Here is a 15,099-nt window from a genome sequence, read left to right on the forward strand (position 1 = left end):
GGGCGCTGGGATGAGTGCAATAGGACGTACGGGTGACGGCCACGGCCGGCTCGGCAGCATGCTGTCGGGGCTGGCCGTGGCCGTCGGCTGTGTGCTCTTTCTCGGCGGGTTCGTCTGGGGGGCCGTGGTGTACCGGCCCTATACGGTGCCAACCGGGTCGATGACACCGACGGTGCGTGCCGGTGACCGGGTGCTCGCCGAGCGGATCGACGGCAGCGAGGTGCACCGGGGCGACGTGGTGGTCTTCACCGATCCGGCGTGGGGCGACAACGTGCCCATGGTGAAGCGGGTCGTCGGGATCGGCGGCGACACGATCGCCTGCTGTGACAAGGGCCGGCTCACGATCAACGGCAAGGCCGTTGAAGAACCGTATCTGCAGACCGAGGGCCTCGCCTCAATGGAGAACTTCACGGCGGATGTGCCCAAGGGGCGGCTCTTCCTGCTCGGTGACGAGCGCAGTTCCTCACTGGACTCCCGGGTCCATCTGAAGGACCCGGGGCAGGGCTCCGTGCCGCGCAGCGCGGTGCGGGCCCGGGTGGATGCCATTGCCTGGCCGATGAACGGCATGGTCGCGCGGCCGCAGGGCTTCGCGTCCCTCCCGGGCGGGGTGTCGTCGCCCGGGCCGTTGCGGCTGCAGCTCGGCGCCATGGTGGCCGGTGTCGTGCTTATCCTCGGCGGTGCCGCGTACGGCCCGATCGCGGCACGGTCCGCGCGATCGGCCCGTGCGCGGAACAAGAGGGAAAGGGCGACGGCCGGTGCACACTGAGAACCGGAAGGTCGCCCGGGTGGTACTCCTGGACCCCGACGACCGCATTCTCCTGATACACGGGTTCGAACCGGAGGACCCCGAGAGCACCTGGTGGTTCACCCCTGGTGGCGGCCTGGAGGGCGCGGAGACCCGGGAACAGGCCGCGCTGCGCGAGCTCGCCGAGGAGACCGGGATCACCGGTGTCGAGCTGGGACCGCTGCTCTGGCAGCGGCTGTGCTCGTTCCCGTTCGACGGGCGCCGCTGGAACCAGGACGAGTGGTACTTCCTGGCACGCACGACGCAGACCGCCACCGACACCAGCAGGATGACGGGGCTGGAGCAGCGCAGCGTCGCGGGTCTGAGGTGGTGGACCTCCGCCGAACTGTCGGCGGCGCGTGAGACGGTGTACCCGACCAGGCTCGCCGAGTTGCTGCGCACGCTGCTCGACGAGGGTCCTCCGCGTACGCCGATGGTTCTGGCCCCCGAAATCGCCTAAGCGCCCGGGGACGCCGGGGCCTGGCGCACAATGGGGGCACGCACGGCTGAAGGGGAACATGCCAATGAGCGCCGAGGACCTCGAAAAGTACGAGACCGAGATGGAGCTCAAGCTCTACCGGGAGTACCGAGATGTCGTCGGTCTGTTCAAATATGTGATCGAGACCGAACGGCGCTTCTACCTCACCAACGACTACGAGATGCAGGTGCACTCGGTTCAGGGCGAGGTGTTCTTCGAAGTATCCATGGCGGACGCCTGGGTCTGGGACATGTACCGGCCCGCACGCTTCGTCAAGCAGGTACGCGTGTTGACGTTCAAGGACGTCAACATCGAGGAGCTCAACAAGAGCGATCTCGAACTTCCGGGCGGCTGAGCCCGCTCTCCGGGGGAGTCCCAGGGGGCCCGAGGGGGATTTGAGGGGGATTCGAGGGGGGGAGGTCCGAAGGGGATCGCTCGTAGCCTCCGGGGGACTGACCCCCACCTTCGGGTGATCCCCGGCTTCGGGGGATCGATTCCCTCCTCCGGGTGGCCGAGTTGTCCACAATCCAGGAGTTGTCCACCAAGATCCACAAGCCGGGGCCGAACGCGTCAGAGTCGGTCCCGGAGGTGGTGCCGATATGAACGCACGGGGGGCACTCGGGCGGTTCGGCGAGGATCTGGCGGCGCGGCTGCTGACCGAAGCCGGCATGTCCGTACTGGAACGGAACTGGCGCTGTCGTGCCGGTGAGATCGACATCGTCGCGATGGACGGCGACGCACTCGTGGTCTGCGAGGTGAAGACCCGCAGGGAGGGTGCCTTCGAACATCCGATGGCGGCGGTCACCCCGGTCAAGGCGGAGAGGCTGCGACGGCTGGCCGGGATCTGGCTCCACCGGCACGGCGGCGCGCCGCCCGGCGGGGTCCGGATCGACCTGGTCGGCGTGGTGCTGCCCAGGCGTGGAGCGCCCGTCGTCGAGCATGCGCGCGGGGTGGCCTGATGGGGTTCGCGCGGGCGTGTTCAGTGGCGCTCGTCGGCGTCGAGGGCGTGGTGGTGGAGGTTCAGGCGGACCTGGAGGCGGGGGTGGCCGCGTTCACCCTGGTGGGGCTGCCGGACAAGAGCCTGGTGGAGAGCCGGGACCGGGTCAGGGCCGCGGTGGCGAACTCCGGGGCCGAGTGGCCGCAGAAGAAACTCACGGTGGGCCTGTCACCGGCTTCCGTACCGAAGGGCGGCTCCGGATTCGATCTGGCGGTGGCCTGTGCGGTGCTGGGCGCGGCCGAGCGGATCGATCCGGCGTCCATCGCCGATGTGGTGATGATCGGTGAGCTGGGGCTCGACGGTCGGGTGCGGCCGGTGCGCGGAGTGCTGCCCGCCGTGCTCGCCGCGGCGGAGGCCGGGTACCGCCAGGTCGTCGTGCCCGAGCAGACCGCAGGGGAGGCGGCGCTGGTGCCCGGGGTCTCGGTCCTCGGGGTGCGGAGCCTGCGGCAGCTGATCGCGGTGCTCTGCGACGAGCCGGTGCCGGACGAGCGGCAGGCCCACGACGAGGGGCGGCCCGACACCATGCTCGCCGGGCTGATGGTGCCCGGCGCGGGGATCGGTACCGGGCTCGCCCGGGGGCCCGGGCAGGGCGACGGCAACCCACCGGATCTCGCTGACGTGACGGGGCAGCTGCGGCCCCGCAAGGCGCTGGAGGTCGCCGCGGCGGGCGGCCACCATCTGCTGCTCTCCGGGCCGCCGGGCGCCGGCAAGACCATGCTGGCCGAGCGATTGCCGGCGATCCTGCCGGCGTTGACGAGGAAGGAGTCCCTGGAAGTCACCGCGGTGCATTCGGTGGCCGGCATTCTGCCGCCGGGGGAACCGCTGGTCACCCGGGCGCCGTACTGCGCACCGCACCACTCGGCGACGATGCAGTCGCTGGTCGGCGGTGGCAACGGGCTGCCGAGGCCCGGTGCGGTCTCCCTGGCCCATCGAGGGATTCTCTTTCTGGACGAGGCACCGGAATTCTCCATGCGGGTGCTGGACGCGCTGCGCCAGCCACTGGAGTCGGGGCATGTGGTGGTGGCGCGCAGCGCTGGGGTGGTGCGGCTGCCCGCCAGATTCCTGATGGTGCTGGCCGCCAATCCCTGCCCGTGCGGCCGGCACACACTCAGCGGCGCCGGCTGCGAGTGCGCGCCGTCGACGGTCCGCCGCTATATGTCGCGGCTTTCCGGGCCCCTGCTCGACCGGGTCGATCTGCGGGTGGTCGTCGATCCCGTCAGGCGCGAGGATCTGATGGGGAAGGGCGGCAGAGCTGAGTCGACGGCCACCGTCGCGGCCCGGGTCCGGGAGGCGAGGGCGCGGGCGGCGGAGCGGTTGGCCGGCACCGCGTGGACGACCAACAGCGAGGTGCCCGGCCATGAGCTGCGGACCCGGCTGGTCGCGGCACCGGGCGCGCTCTTGGAAGCCGAACGGGACATGGAACGCGGCATGCTCACGGCTCGGGGCCTGGACCGGGTGCTCAGGGTGGCGTGGACCGTCGCCGATCTGCGCGGTGCCGACCGGCCGGAGGCCTCCGACATCGCGGTGGCGCTGGAACTGCGGACCGGGATCCCCCGGGGCACCCTGATGGAGGCCGGAGTGTCATGACAGTGCGGGCGGACCATGATCAGGGGGAGCACCCTGGGCGGACACCGGGGCCGGAGCGGGAGCGCGGCGCGGGGCCCGAGCCAGGGCCGGAGGAGGAGCCGGGAGTGGCGGTGGGCGATCGGGAGCGCCTGGCACGGGCCGCGCTGACCCGAGTCCTGGAGCCGGGGGACGAGCGCGGCGGCCGATGGCTGCGCGAACTCGGCGCCGTCGAGCTGATACGGCGGATCACTACCAGGGACGGGGCCGCCGAGCAACTGACCGGAATGACTCCGAAACGTCTCGACGGCTACCGGTTGCGGGCCGAGAAAGCCGAGCCCGAGCAGGACCTCGCGGCAGTCGCAGCGATCGGCGGGCGGTTCGTCTGCCCCGGCGAGCGGGAGTGGCCCAGCCAGCTCGACGACCTGGGTGACGCCAGGCCGACCGGCCTGTGGGTGCGGGGACCGCGCGATCTGCGGCTCTGGGCGCTGCGCTCGGTCGCCGTGGTCGGCGCCCGTGCCTGCACGCCGTACGGCTCCCACATGGCGGCGAGCCTCGGCGCGGGGCTCGCCGAGCTCGGGTGGGTGGTGGTCTCGGGAGCGGCGTTCGGGGTGGACGGGGCAGCTCATCGTGGCGCGCTCGCTGTCGACGGGGCGACGATGGCGGTCCTGGCCTGCGGGGTGGACGTCGCCTATCCCCGGGGACATGCCGAGTTGATCGGACGCATGGTGGAACAGGGGCTCGTCATCGGCGAATTGCCACCGTCCGATCATCCGACCCGCAGCAGATTCATTCTCCGGAACCGGGTCATCGCCGCGTTGACGCGCGGGACGGTGGTGGTCGAGGCCGAATACCGCAGCGGTTCGCTGGTCACCGCACGCAGCGCGCAGCGGCTCGGCCGCTTCACCATGGGCGTGCCGGGCCCCGCCACCAGCGGGTTGTCGGCAGGGGTCCACGAACTGCTCCGCGGGGAGGGCATCCTGGTCACGGACGCCGCAGAAGTGGCCGAACTGGTGGGGGACATCGGCGAGCTGGCTCCGGCCAGGCGCGGCCCCGTACACCCCAGGGACCTGCTGGACGCCGTCTCCGCCAGGGTCCTCGACGCGCTGCCGCCGCGCGGCGCCGTCAGCGGGCGCGAGGTGGCCCGCACGGCGGGAACGAGCGCCGACGAAGCGCTCGGCAGGCTGTACGAACTGCACTCACTGGGGTTCGTCGAACGCGATGGCGACGGATGGCGGTTGACGCCGCGGCGTATCTGCGATGGCGACGCGCGGCGAGGCGGTACTTGACCTGGAGCATTCGGGTGAAAAGGTGATGCCGATGACCTCGGCGGATCCTTCAGCGACGCTGCCGGGGCCGGCGTATCCGGCGACGGCCCCGGGCCTCAGGCATGTTCGATCGACCGGAATGGCACAGCGCCGATCCACCGTCCTGCGCGGACCGCGACGCCTCAGTCACGCTACGCTCACAAGGATTCCGACTCAGACACAAGTCCCCCAGCACTTCACAGCAGAACGGCTCAAGGCACCACATGCCCCAGCACACCTCCGGGTCTGACCGCGCGGCAGTACCACCGGCTGCGCGTGGCACTGTGCGCCCCCCTGCCCCCTCCTCGCTCGACGAGTTGTGGCGTTCCTACAAGTCCACGGGCGACGAGCGGCTGCGGGAGCAGCTGATCCTGCACTACTCACCGCTGGTGAAGTACGTCGCGGGCCGGGTGAGTGTGGGCCTGCCTTCCAACGTCGAGCAGGCGGACTTCGTCTCCTCGGGCGTCTTCGGACTGATCGACGCGATCGAGAAGTTCGACATCGAACGCGCGATCAAGTTCGAGACGTACGCGATCACCCGCATCCGGGGCGCGATGATCGACGAACTCCGGGCGCTGGACTGGATCCCCCGCTCGGTGCGCCAGAAGGCGCGGGCCGTGGAACGCGCCTACGCCACGCTGGAGGCGCAGCTGCGACGCACCCCTTCCGAGCCGGAGGTCGCTGCGGAAATGGGCATCGCGCTGGAGGAACTGCACGCGGTTTTCAGCCAGTTGTCCCTCGCGAACGTGGTCGCGCTGGAAGAGCTGCTGCACGTCGGCGGCGAGGGCGGTGACCGGCTGAGCCTGATGGACACGCTCGAGGACACCGCCGCCGACGATCCGGTGGAGGTCGCCGAGGACCGTGAGCTCAGACGGTTGCTCGCCCGGGCGATCAATACGCTTCCGGAGCGCGAGAAGACGGTCGTCACGCTCTACTACTACGAGGGCCTCACCCTCGCCGAGATCGGCAACGTGCTCGGGGTCACCGAGAGCCGTGTCAGCCAGATCCACACCAAATCGGTGCTGCAGCTGCGCGCGAAACTGGCCGACGCCGGCCGCTGAGACCCTCCCGGTGGCCGTCGCGTTCGTGGCTTCTTCGGCCACCGATCGGGGCCTTACGCGCTCCCTCGCACACCGGCCGCCGTAGAGTGGACGGGTGCCCAGGATTCGAGCGGCCTCGGTGGCCGAGCACCGGACCATGCAGCGCGGCGCCCTCCTGGACGCCGCCCGCTCCCTGCTGTCCGAGGGCGGTACGGAGGCGCTGACCTTCCCCGCCCTCGCCGAACGCACGGGCCTTGCCCGGTCCTCCGTCTATGAGTACTTCCGCTCGCGTGCAGCCGTCGTCGAAGAGCTCTGCGCCGTCGACTTCCCCGTCTGGGCGGCCGAGGTCGAAGGCGCGATGGAGCAGGCCACCACGCCGGAGGCGAAGATCGAGGCCTACGTGCGGCGGCAGCTCGACCTCGTCGGGGACCGCCGCCACCGGGCGGTCGTCGCGATCTCGGCGAGCGAACTGGACGCGGGCGCACGCGAGAAGATCAGGGCCGCGCACGGCGGGCTGATCGCCATGATCGTCGAGGCGCTCGGCGACCTCGGCCATGAACAGCCGAGGCTGGCGGCGATGCTGCTGCAGGGCTCGGTGGACGCCGCGGTGCGGCGTATCGAACTCGGTGTGGCGGAGGAGCCGGGCGTGATCGCGGACACCGCTGTCGCCATGGTCCTGCGCGGCGTCCAGGGCGTACCGGACTGACGTCGGGGCCGCACGGCGGCGACGACGAGCAGAACGCCGGGGGCGGCGAGTCCGTCCCCGGCTCCCTCAGCCGAGGGCCGCGGCTCCGGTACGCCGAACACCGGCAGCAGCCGGGACGGCCCCCGCCGCAGCAGCCCGGGCGGCAGTAGCGACAACGGATCCAGATACGCGTCACCGCGCCGCAGCCCCCAGTGAAGACAGCCCGACGCGCAGTGGAAGGGCCCCGCCTCCAGGACCGCCACGACCTGTCCCGCCACCACCTCCTCATCCTTCGTGACCAGCGCGCGCACCGGCTCGTACGTGGTCCGCTGCGGCGGATCACCCGTCCCGGCCACCTCGATCGCCAGCACTCCGCGCCCCGCCACACGTCCTGCGAACGAGACCCGGCCCGAGGCCGCGGCGAGCACCGCCGTGCCCGACTCCGCGGCGAGATCCACCCCGCGGTGGCCCCGCCCGTAGGCGTCGGCCGGCGGCTCCCATCCCCGTACGACCACGGGCCGTCCGGCCAGCGGCCACACGGCGCCAGGCGCGGCCCGCGCCCCTGCCGCTGTTGCGACCGGCGCACCGCACAGCGTCGCGAGCAGGGTCACCGCCACGAGCACGAGTACGAGCACGGCCTCGCGGAACCGGAGTCCGCGCACGGGCCGGAGTCCGTGCACGAGGAGGGGAAGGGAAACGGTCGGATCAGGTGTGCATCGCATGGCAGAACGGTCCCGCGCCGCGCGGATTCGCGGGGATCATGGTCCGGATCTGTGGACTACCGACCGGTTGTGGACAACGCCGTCACCCGGCACCCGGCCCGTCCCGTACACTTCCTATGGCGATCCGGGTCACCGGGTCGACTTCGCACGCCCCGCCACCTCCCTCTCTGCGGATGGTGGACGCGCTCCTCGGTCCCTTGTGGCACGGCGCGTCGGGGCGTCAGGCGCGACAGCAATCCTGCGGTCGCGGCAACCGAGCACCTCAAGGAGTACGGCCATGGCCGTCGTCACGATGCGGGAGCTGCTGGAAAGCGGCGTCCACTTCGGTCACCAGACCCGTCGCTGGAACCCGAAGATGAAGCGCTTCATCTTCACCGAGCGCAACGGCATCTACATCATCGACCTGCTCCAGTCGCTGTCGTACATCGACCGCGCCTACGAGTTCGTCAAGGAGACCGTCGCCCACGGCGGCTCCATCATGTTCGTCGGTACCAAGAAGCAGGCCCAGGAAGCCATCGCCGAGCAGGCGACGCGCGTCGGCATGCCGTACGTCAACCAACGTTGGCTCGGTGGCATGCTCACCAACTTCTCCACCGTCTACAAGCGCCTTCAGCGTCTGAAGGAGCTCGAGCTCATCGACTTCGAGGATGTGGCCGCCTCCGGCCTCACCAAGAAGGAGCTCCTGGTCCTCTCCCGCGAGAAGGCCAAGCTGGAGAAGACCCTCGGTGGTATCCGCGAGATGCAGAAGGTGCCGAGCGCCGTCTGGATCGTCGACACCAAGAAGGAGCACATCGCCGTCGGTGAGGCGCGCAAGCTCCACATCCCGGTCGTCGCGATCCTCGACACCAACTGTGACCCCGACGAGGTCGACTACAAGATTCCGGGCAACGACGACGCGATCCGCTCCGTCACCCTGCTCACCCGCGTGATCGCCGATGCCGTCGCCGAGGGCCTCATCGCCCGTTCCGGTGCCGCCACCGGTGACTCGAAGCCGGGCGAGAAGGCTGCCGGCGAGCCGCTCGCCGAGTGGGAGCGCGACCTGCTCGAGGGCGACAAGAAGGCCGACGCCGAGGTGCAGACCTCCGCCGAGACCGAGAAGGTCGCGGACGCTGCCGAGACGCCGGCCGAGGCTGCTGCCGAGGCCCCCGCCGCCGAGGCCCCGGCCGCGGACGCCGAGCAGGCCTGACACCTCCGTCACGGCTGATGACGGCGGGGGCCGGTGCCACGAGCACCGCCCCCGCCGTTCACCCGTAGATCTTTCAGACTTCGAGAGAGAAACACAGACTCATGGCGAACTACACCGCCGCTGACGTCAAGAAGCTCCGCGAGCTGACCGGCGCCGGCATGATGGACTGCAAGAAGGCGCTCGACGAGGCCGACGGTAACGTCGACAAGGCCGTCGAGGCGCTCCGTATCAAGGGTCAGAAGGGCGTCGCCAAGCGCGAGGGCCGTTCTGCCGAGAACGGCGCCGTCGTCTCCCTCATCTCCGAGGACAAGACCTCCGGCGTTCTGCTCGAGCTGAAGTGCGAGACGGACTTCGTCGCCAAGGGCGAGAAGTTCCAGACCGTCGCCAACACGCTCGCCGCCCACGTCGCCGCGACCTCCCCGGCCGACCTGGCCGCGCTGCTCGCCTCCGAGATCGAGGCCGGCAAGACCGTCCAGGCGTACGTCGACGAGGCCAACGCCAACCTCGGCGAGAAGATCGTCCTGGACCGCTTCGCGCAGTTCACCGGCGGTTACGTGGCTGCGTACATGCACCGCACGATGCCCGACCTCCCGCCGCAGGTCGGTGTGCTGGTCGAGCTCGACAAGGAGAATGCCGAGGCCGCCAAGGACGTCGCGCAGCACATCGCCGCCTTCGCCCCGAAGTACCTCAACCGCGACGAGGTCCCGGCCGAGACGGTCGAGAACGAGCGTCGTGTCGCCGAGGCCACCTCTCGCGAGGAGGGCAAGCCGGAGGCCGCCCTTCCGAAGATCGTCGAGGGTCGCGTCAACGGTTTCTTCAAGGAAGTCGTCGTCCTGGAGCAGGCGTTCGCCAAGGACAACAAGAAGTCCGTCCAGAAGGTTCTGGACGAGGCCGGTGTCACCCTGAAGCGCTTCTCGCGCATCAAGGTCGGCATCTGAGTCTGTCCGCGAACAACGGTGGACCCCGTTAGGGTCCAGTGCAGTCGTCGGCCGCACTCATGCCGTACGACCGCAGATCTGACGAGGAGGCCATTGCCGCTGAGGGACACCAGACCCACCGGCAATGGCCTTCTTCGTATGTGCACGAGGAGAATCTCCATGAACAAGGGCGCGGACGCCGCCAAAGGTGACCACAAGCGCGAGGACGGCAAGGTGCCCGGACGCTTCATGCTGAAGCTGTCCGGAGAAGCGTTCGCCGGCGGCGGAGGTCTCGGTGTAGACCCCGACGTCGTACACGCCATCGCCCGGGAAATCGCGGCAGTCGTCCGCGACGGCGCGGAAATCGCGGTTGTCATCGGCGGCGGCAACTTCTTCCGCGGTGCCGAACTCCAGCAACGCGGCATGGACCGGGCCCGGTCCGACTACATGGGCATGCTCGGCACGGTCATGAACTGCCTGGCTCTCCAGGACTTCCTGGAGAAGGAGGGCATCGACTCCCGGGTCCAGACCGCCATCACCATGGGACAGGTCGCGGAGCCGTACATCCCGCTGCGCGCCGTGCGCCACCTGGAGAAGGGCCGCGTCGTCATCTTCGGCGCCGGTATGGGGATGCCGTACTTCTCCACCGACACCACCGCTGCCCAGCGCGCCCTGGAGATCGACGCCCAGGCGCTGCTCATGGGCAAGAACGGCGTGGACGGGGTCTACGACTCCGACCCGAAGACCAACCCCGACGCGGTGAAGTTCGACGCCCTCGAGTACAGCGAGGTGCTCGCCCGCGATCTCAAGGTCGCCGACGCCACCGCCATCACGCTCTGCCGTGACAACCAGCTGCCGATCCTTGTCTTCGAACTGACGGCCGCGGGCAATATCGCCCGCGCGGTCAAGGGTGAGAAGATCGGCACGCTCGTGAGTGACCAGGGCACCCGGGCCTGAGAACCGGGGGGCCTTCCCGGCAAGCCGTGGGAGGGCCCGGGGCCTGCGGGGAACACCCCGGGACAGGTCCCGAAGGATGGACAACGGCCTGCCGGTCGGACACCGTGCAGGTGAGGACGCGACCCAGGACCCGCCGGGCCCGAGCACGCCGGGCCCACTCAAGACACGCAGGAGCACGTGGTGATCGAAGAAACCCTCCTTGAGGCCGAGGAGAAGATGGAGAAGGCCGTCGTCGTAGCGAAGGAGGACTTCGCCGCGATCCGTACCGGCCGTGCCCACCCGGCGATGTTCAACAAGATCGTCGCCGACTACTACGGCGCGCTGACCCCGATCAACCAGCTCGCCTCGTTCTCGGTGCCCGAGCCGCGCATGGCCGTCGTGACGCCGTTCGACAAGAGCGCGCTGCGCAACATCGAACAGGCCATCCGCGACTCGGACCTCGGCGTCAACCCGAGCAACGACGGCAATATCATCCGAGTGACCTTCCCGGACCTCACCGAGGAGCGTCGTCGCGAGTACATCAAGGTCGCGAAGACGAAGGCCGAGGACTCCAAGATCTCCATCCGGGCCGTGCGCCGCAAGGCCAAGGAGACGCTCGACAAGCTGGTCAAGGACAAGGAGACCGGCGAGGACGAGGTGCGTCGCGCCGAGAAGGAACTGGACGACACCACCGCGAAGTACGTCGCACAGGTCGACGAGCTGCTCAAGCACAAGGAAGCCGAGCTGCTCGAAGTCTGATGAACGACTCTTCCTGGGGCGCCCCGCAGAGAGCCGGCCACTGGGGTCCGCCCGAGATGCAGGCAGCTCCGGCGGGTCCTGCATACGATGTGCATGACGCCCAGCAGACTCGGCCCATGCCCATCGTGCCGGACGCGTCCGACACAGGTAGAGACGCTGACGACCATGATGACCGGGACCAGGGGGCCGCACGCCTGAGCGGCGGCCCCCTGTTCCGCGACGAGAAGCCGCAGGAGCCCATGTCCACCGCGCCGCCTCCCCCGCAGAAGAAACGTGCGGGCCGTGATCTGCGAGCCGCCATAGGGGTCGGTGTGGGGCTCGGCGCCGTCATCGTCGCCTCGCTGTTCATCGTGAAGGCCGTCTTCGTCGGTGTGATCGCCGTCGCCGTCGTCGTGGGCCTGTGGGAGCTCACCTCCCGGCTGGAGGAGCGCAAGGGCATCAAGGCGCCGCTCATCCCGCTGGCGGTCGGTGGCGCGGCGATGGTCGTGGCCGGATACGCGCGGGGTGCCGAGGGCGCCTGGGTGGCGATGGCGCTGACCGCGCTCGCGGTGCTCGTCTGGCGGATGACCGAGCCTCCGGAGGGCTACCTCAAGGACGTCACGGCGGGAGTGTTCGCCGCGTTCTACGTACCGTTCCTGGCCACCTTCGTTGCCATGCTCCTGACCGCGGACGACGGACCGCAGCGGGTGCTCACCTTCCTGCTGCTGACCGTGGTCAGTGACACGGGCGCGTACGCCGTCGGCTGGCGCTTCGGGAAGCACAAGCTCGCGCCGCGCATCAGTCCCGGGAAGACCCGCGAGGGCCTGTTCGGGGCCGTCGCCTTCGCGATGGCCGCCGGTGCGCTGTGCATGCAGTTCCTGATCGACGGCGGTACCTGGTGGCAGGGGCTGCTGCTGGGGCTCGCGGTCGCGGCCACCGCCACCCTCGGTGACCTGGCTGAGTCGATGATCAAGCGGGACCTCGGCATCAAGGACATGGGCACGCTGCTGCCGGGGCACGGCGGCATCATGGACCGGCTGGACTCGCTGCTGCCGACCGCCCCGGTGGTCTGGCTGCTGCTGGTGCTGTTTGTGGGCTCCGGTTGATCCCCCGCGCTCTACCTTCCTGACCTGGGCTTTTACGAGTGAGGGTCCGTTGTCCACAGGGCGGCGGGCCCTCACTGTTCTGTCTGCGACACTGGATGGACCATGCCTAATCCCGGAGAACTCACTTTCGTCGCGCCCCGCGGAGCCAAGAAGCCGCCGCGGCATCTCGCCGACCTCACGCCCGCCGAGCGCAAGGAAGCCGTTGCCGCGATCGGCGAGAAGCCGTTCCGCGCCCAGCAGCTCTCGCAGCACTACTTCGCGCGGTACGCGCACGACCCGGCGGAGTGGACCAACATCCCGGCCGGTTCGCGGGACAAGCTCGCCGAAGCGATGTTCCCCGACCTGATGTCCGTGGTCCGCCACATCAGCTGTGACGACGACACCACCCGTAAGACGCTGTGGAAGCTGCATGACGGGACGCTCGTCGAATCCGTCCTGATGCGCTACCCGGAGCGGGTGACGATGTGTATCTCGTCACAGGCGGGATGCGGGATGAACTGCCCGTTCTGCGCCACGGGACAGGCCGGTCTCGACCGCAATCTGTCGACCGCCGAGATCGTCCACCAGATCGTGGACGGCATGCGGGCGCTGCGCGACGGGGAGGTCCCGGGGGGCCCGGCGCGGCTCTCCAACATCGTCTTCATGGGCATGGGCGAGCCGCTCGCCAACTACAAGCGGGTGGTCGGCGCGATCCGCCGGCTGACCGACCCGGAGCCGGACGGGCTGGGGCTCTCGCAGCGCGGGATCACCGTTTCCACCGTCGGCCTGGTGCCCGCGATGCTCCGCTTCGCCGACGAGGGCTTCAAGTGCCGTCTCGCCGTCTCGCTGCACGCCCCGGACGACGAGCTGCGCGACACGCTCGTCCCCGTGAACACGCGGTGGAAGGTGGGTGAGGTGCTGGACGCCGCGTGGGAGTACGCGGAGAAGTCCGGTCGTCGCATCTCCATCGAGTACGCGCTGATCCGGGACATCAACGACCAGGCGTGGCGCGGCGATCGGCTCGGCCGGCTCCTCAAGGGGAAGCGGGTGCACGTCAACCTGATCCCGCTGAACCCCACGCCCGGGTCCAAGTGGACCGCGTCGCGTCCCGAGGACGAGAAGGCGTTCGTCGAGGCGATCGCGGCACACGGGGTGCCGGTGACCGTGCGGGACACCCGTGGCCAGGAGATCGACGGGGCCTGCGGGCAGCTGGCGGCGGCCGAGCGCTGAGGTCGGAACGGCCCGTGTAACCTGGGCCTGAAATCAACTTCATAGAATCAACTTCATATTCCGACAGGGGAGCGCCACAGCGCTGAGAGTGCGGCACCGAGGACAGGTCGGCCGCAGACCCTCTGAACCTCGCCCGGGTCATTCCGGGTAGGAAGTTCGGTCATCAACTCATGCTGTTGCGCCCTGCCCGCCTCCCGTGGGCAGGGCCGCGTCTCTTCCTGGCCAAAACCCAGGAGGAATCCACAATGAGCACCACGCGCAGGACCAAGCAGCTCGCGGCGACGGCCGTTGCCGCCGCGCTCGGCGTCACCGCACTTGCCGGATGCGGGAGTTCCGGTACGTCGGGCTCCGGTTCCGGCTCCACGAAGAGCTCGGGCTCGAAGACCGTGACGCTCGTCAGCCATGACTCCTTCAACGCCTCCAAGGACGTGCTGAAGGAGTTCACCGAACAGACCGGCTACACCGTCAAGGTTCTGAAGAGTGGCGATGCGGGTGTCGCCCTCAACCAGGAGATCCTGACCAAGGGATCGCCGCGTGGTGACGTGTTCTTCGGCGTCGACAACACCCTGCTCTCCCGCGCCCTCGACAGCGGCCTCTTCACGCCGTACGAGGCGAAGGGCGTCGACCAGGTGGCGTCCGATGCCCAACTCGACGCCGCCGAGCACCGGGTCACCCCGATCGACACCGGTGACATCTGCGTCAACTACGACAAGAAGTACTTCGCCGACAAGAAGCTCGCACCGCCGCAGTCCTTCGAGGACCTGACGAAGCCCGCGTACAAGAACCTCCTCGTCACCGAGAACGCCCAGACCTCCTCGCCCGGCCTCGGCTTCCTCCTCGGCACGGTTGCCACCTACGGCGAGAAGGGCTACCAGGACTACTGGAAGAAGCTGAAGAGCAACGGCGTCAAGGTCGTCGACAGTTGGGAGCAGGCGTACAACGAGGAGTTCTCAGGCTCCGCGGGCGGCAAGAAGGCCAAGGCCGACCGACCGCTCGTCGTCTCGTACGCCTCCAGCCCGCCCGTCGAGGTGCTCTACGCGAAGCCGCAGCCCGCGACGGCCCCGACCGGGGTGGCCACCGGGACCTGCTTCCGCCAGATCGAGTTCGCGGGGCTGCTGAACGGCGCGAAGAACGAGGCCGGCGGCAAGGCCCTGCTGGACTTCCTGATCAGCAAGAGGTTCCAGGAGGACATGCCGCTCAACATGTTCGTGAACCCGGTCACCGAGGGCGCGAAACTGCCGGAGCTCTTCACGAAGTTCGGCGCGACTGTGGACCGGCCGACGACCGTTGCCCCGGACGCGATCGCCAAGAACCGTGAGCAGTGGGTCCAGTCGTGGTCCTCGCTCGTAGTGAAGTAGCGAAGACACCCGTCCGCGGAACGGACGCGGGCGGGAAGGGCTCGGGCGGGACGGGCGCGCACCAGGACGGGCC

At 69.4% G+C, this 15,099-nt stretch carries 15 protein-coding genes, 1 pseudogene and 1 riboswitch; of the genes and pseudogenes, 15 read left to right on the forward strand and 1 reads right to left on the reverse strand.

The window, feature by feature from the left end; genetic code table 11:
- Positions 1–10: 10 nt before the first annotated feature.
- The 8 genes from lepB (at position 11) to OH735_RS27450 (ending at position 6,875) form a co-directional block, all read left to right on the forward strand.
- The gene (gene lepB, locus OH735_RS27415; RefSeq protein ID WP_406384296.1) at positions 11–766 is read left to right on the forward strand and encodes a signal peptidase I; all 756 of its coding nucleotides are present in this window, start codon (positions 11–13) and stop codon (positions 764–766) included.
- On the forward strand, positions 756–1,244 hold the full coding sequence (locus tag OH735_RS27420; protein ID WP_406384297.1) for an NUDIX hydrolase: 489 nt from the start codon (positions 756–758) through the stop codon (positions 1,242–1,244). The genes lepB and OH735_RS27420 overlap by 11 nt, the downstream gene beginning before the upstream one ends.
- 64 nt (positions 1,245–1,308) lie before the next feature.
- Positions 1,309–1,617 (forward strand): DUF2469 domain-containing protein, encoded by a 309-nt coding sequence (locus OH735_RS27425; RefSeq protein WP_003965949.1) that lies wholly within the window; start codon positions 1,309–1,311, stop codon positions 1,615–1,617.
- Positions 1,618–1,861: 244 nt separating this feature from the next.
- The gene (locus OH735_RS27430) at positions 1,862–2,221 is read left to right on the forward strand and encodes a YraN family protein (protein WP_406384298.1); all 360 of its coding nucleotides are present in this window, start codon (positions 1,862–1,864) and stop codon (positions 2,219–2,221) included.
- Positions 2,221–3,846: a YifB family Mg chelatase-like AAA ATPase gene (locus OH735_RS27435; protein WP_406384299.1), complete on the forward strand. Its 1,626-nt coding sequence runs from the start codon at positions 2,221–2,223 to the stop codon at positions 3,844–3,846. The genes OH735_RS27430 and OH735_RS27435 overlap by 1 nt, the downstream gene beginning before the upstream one ends.
- Positions 3,847–3,956: 110 nt before the next feature.
- On the forward strand, positions 3,957–5,111 hold the full coding sequence (gene dprA / locus OH735_RS27440) for a DNA-processing protein DprA (protein WP_406386759.1): 1,155 nt from the start codon (positions 3,957–3,959) through the stop codon (positions 5,109–5,111).
- A 242-nt stretch (positions 5,112–5,353) separates the two neighbouring features.
- On the forward strand, positions 5,354–6,190 hold the full coding sequence (whiG, locus tag OH735_RS27445; protein ID WP_266748964.1) for an RNA polymerase sigma factor WhiG: 837 nt from the start codon (positions 5,354–5,356) through the stop codon (positions 6,188–6,190).
- A 118-nt stretch (positions 6,191–6,308) separates the two neighbouring features.
- Positions 6,309–6,875 (forward strand): TetR/AcrR family transcriptional regulator, encoded by a 567-nt coding sequence (locus tag OH735_RS27450; RefSeq protein WP_406386761.1) that lies wholly within the window; start codon positions 6,309–6,311, stop codon positions 6,873–6,875.
- 215 nt (positions 6,876–7,090) lie between these two features.
- Here the strand turns inward: OH735_RS27450 and OH735_RS27455 are convergent.
- Positions 7,091–7,576: pseudogene (locus OH735_RS27455) on the reverse strand (peptidoglycan DD-metalloendopeptidase family protein); the annotation flags it as partial.
- A gap of 277 nt (positions 7,577–7,853) precedes the next feature.
- On the opposite strand from OH735_RS27455, the gene rpsB reads away from it, so the two are divergent.
- From rpsB to OH735_RS27490, 7 genes are all read left to right on the forward strand, one after another.
- Entirely contained in the window at positions 7,854–8,762 is a 909-nt protein-coding gene (gene rpsB, locus OH735_RS27460; RefSeq protein WP_406384300.1) for a 30S ribosomal protein S2, read from the forward strand.
- A gap of 101 nt (positions 8,763–8,863) precedes the next feature.
- On the forward strand, positions 8,864–9,700 hold the full coding sequence (gene tsf, locus OH735_RS27465; protein WP_406384301.1) for a translation elongation factor Ts: 837 nt from the start codon (positions 8,864–8,866) through the stop codon (positions 9,698–9,700).
- 159 nt (positions 9,701–9,859) lie between these two features.
- Positions 9,860–10,636 carry a UMP kinase gene (pyrH, locus tag OH735_RS27470; RefSeq protein ID WP_406384302.1) on the forward strand — a complete coding sequence of 259 codons (777 nt, stop codon included), beginning with the start codon at positions 9,860–9,862 and terminating at the stop codon, positions 10,634–10,636.
- A 180-nt stretch (positions 10,637–10,816) separates the two neighbouring features.
- Positions 10,817–11,374: a ribosome recycling factor gene (gene frr, locus OH735_RS27475; protein WP_384459900.1), complete on the forward strand. Its 558-nt coding sequence runs from the start codon at positions 10,817–10,819 to the stop codon at positions 11,372–11,374.
- Positions 11,374–12,459, forward strand: a complete 1,086-nt coding sequence (locus OH735_RS27480; RefSeq protein ID WP_406384303.1) for a phosphatidate cytidylyltransferase — start codon at positions 11,374–11,376, stop codon at positions 12,457–12,459. Before frr ends, OH735_RS27480 begins: the two co-directional genes overlap by 1 nt.
- Before the next feature lie 102 nt (positions 12,460–12,561).
- Positions 12,562–13,668: a 23S rRNA (adenine(2503)-C(2))-methyltransferase RlmN gene (gene rlmN, locus OH735_RS27485; protein ID WP_406384304.1), complete on the forward strand. Its 1,107-nt coding sequence runs from the start codon at positions 12,562–12,564 to the stop codon at positions 13,666–13,668.
- Between the two features lie 55 nt (positions 13,669–13,723).
- Positions 13,724–13,840, forward strand: a riboswitch (TPP riboswitch).
- 73 nt (positions 13,841–13,913) lie between these two features.
- Positions 13,914–15,026 carry a thiamine ABC transporter substrate binding subunit gene (locus OH735_RS27490; protein ID WP_406384305.1) on the forward strand — a complete coding sequence of 371 codons (1,113 nt, stop codon included), beginning with the start codon at positions 13,914–13,916 and terminating at the stop codon, positions 15,024–15,026.
- The last annotated feature ends 73 nt before the right edge of the window (positions 15,027–15,099 follow it).

It is taken from the genome of Streptomyces sp. NBC_01618 (assembly GCF_045209435.1).
Lineage (GTDB): Bacteria > Actinomycetota > Actinomycetes > Streptomycetales > Streptomycetaceae > Streptomyces.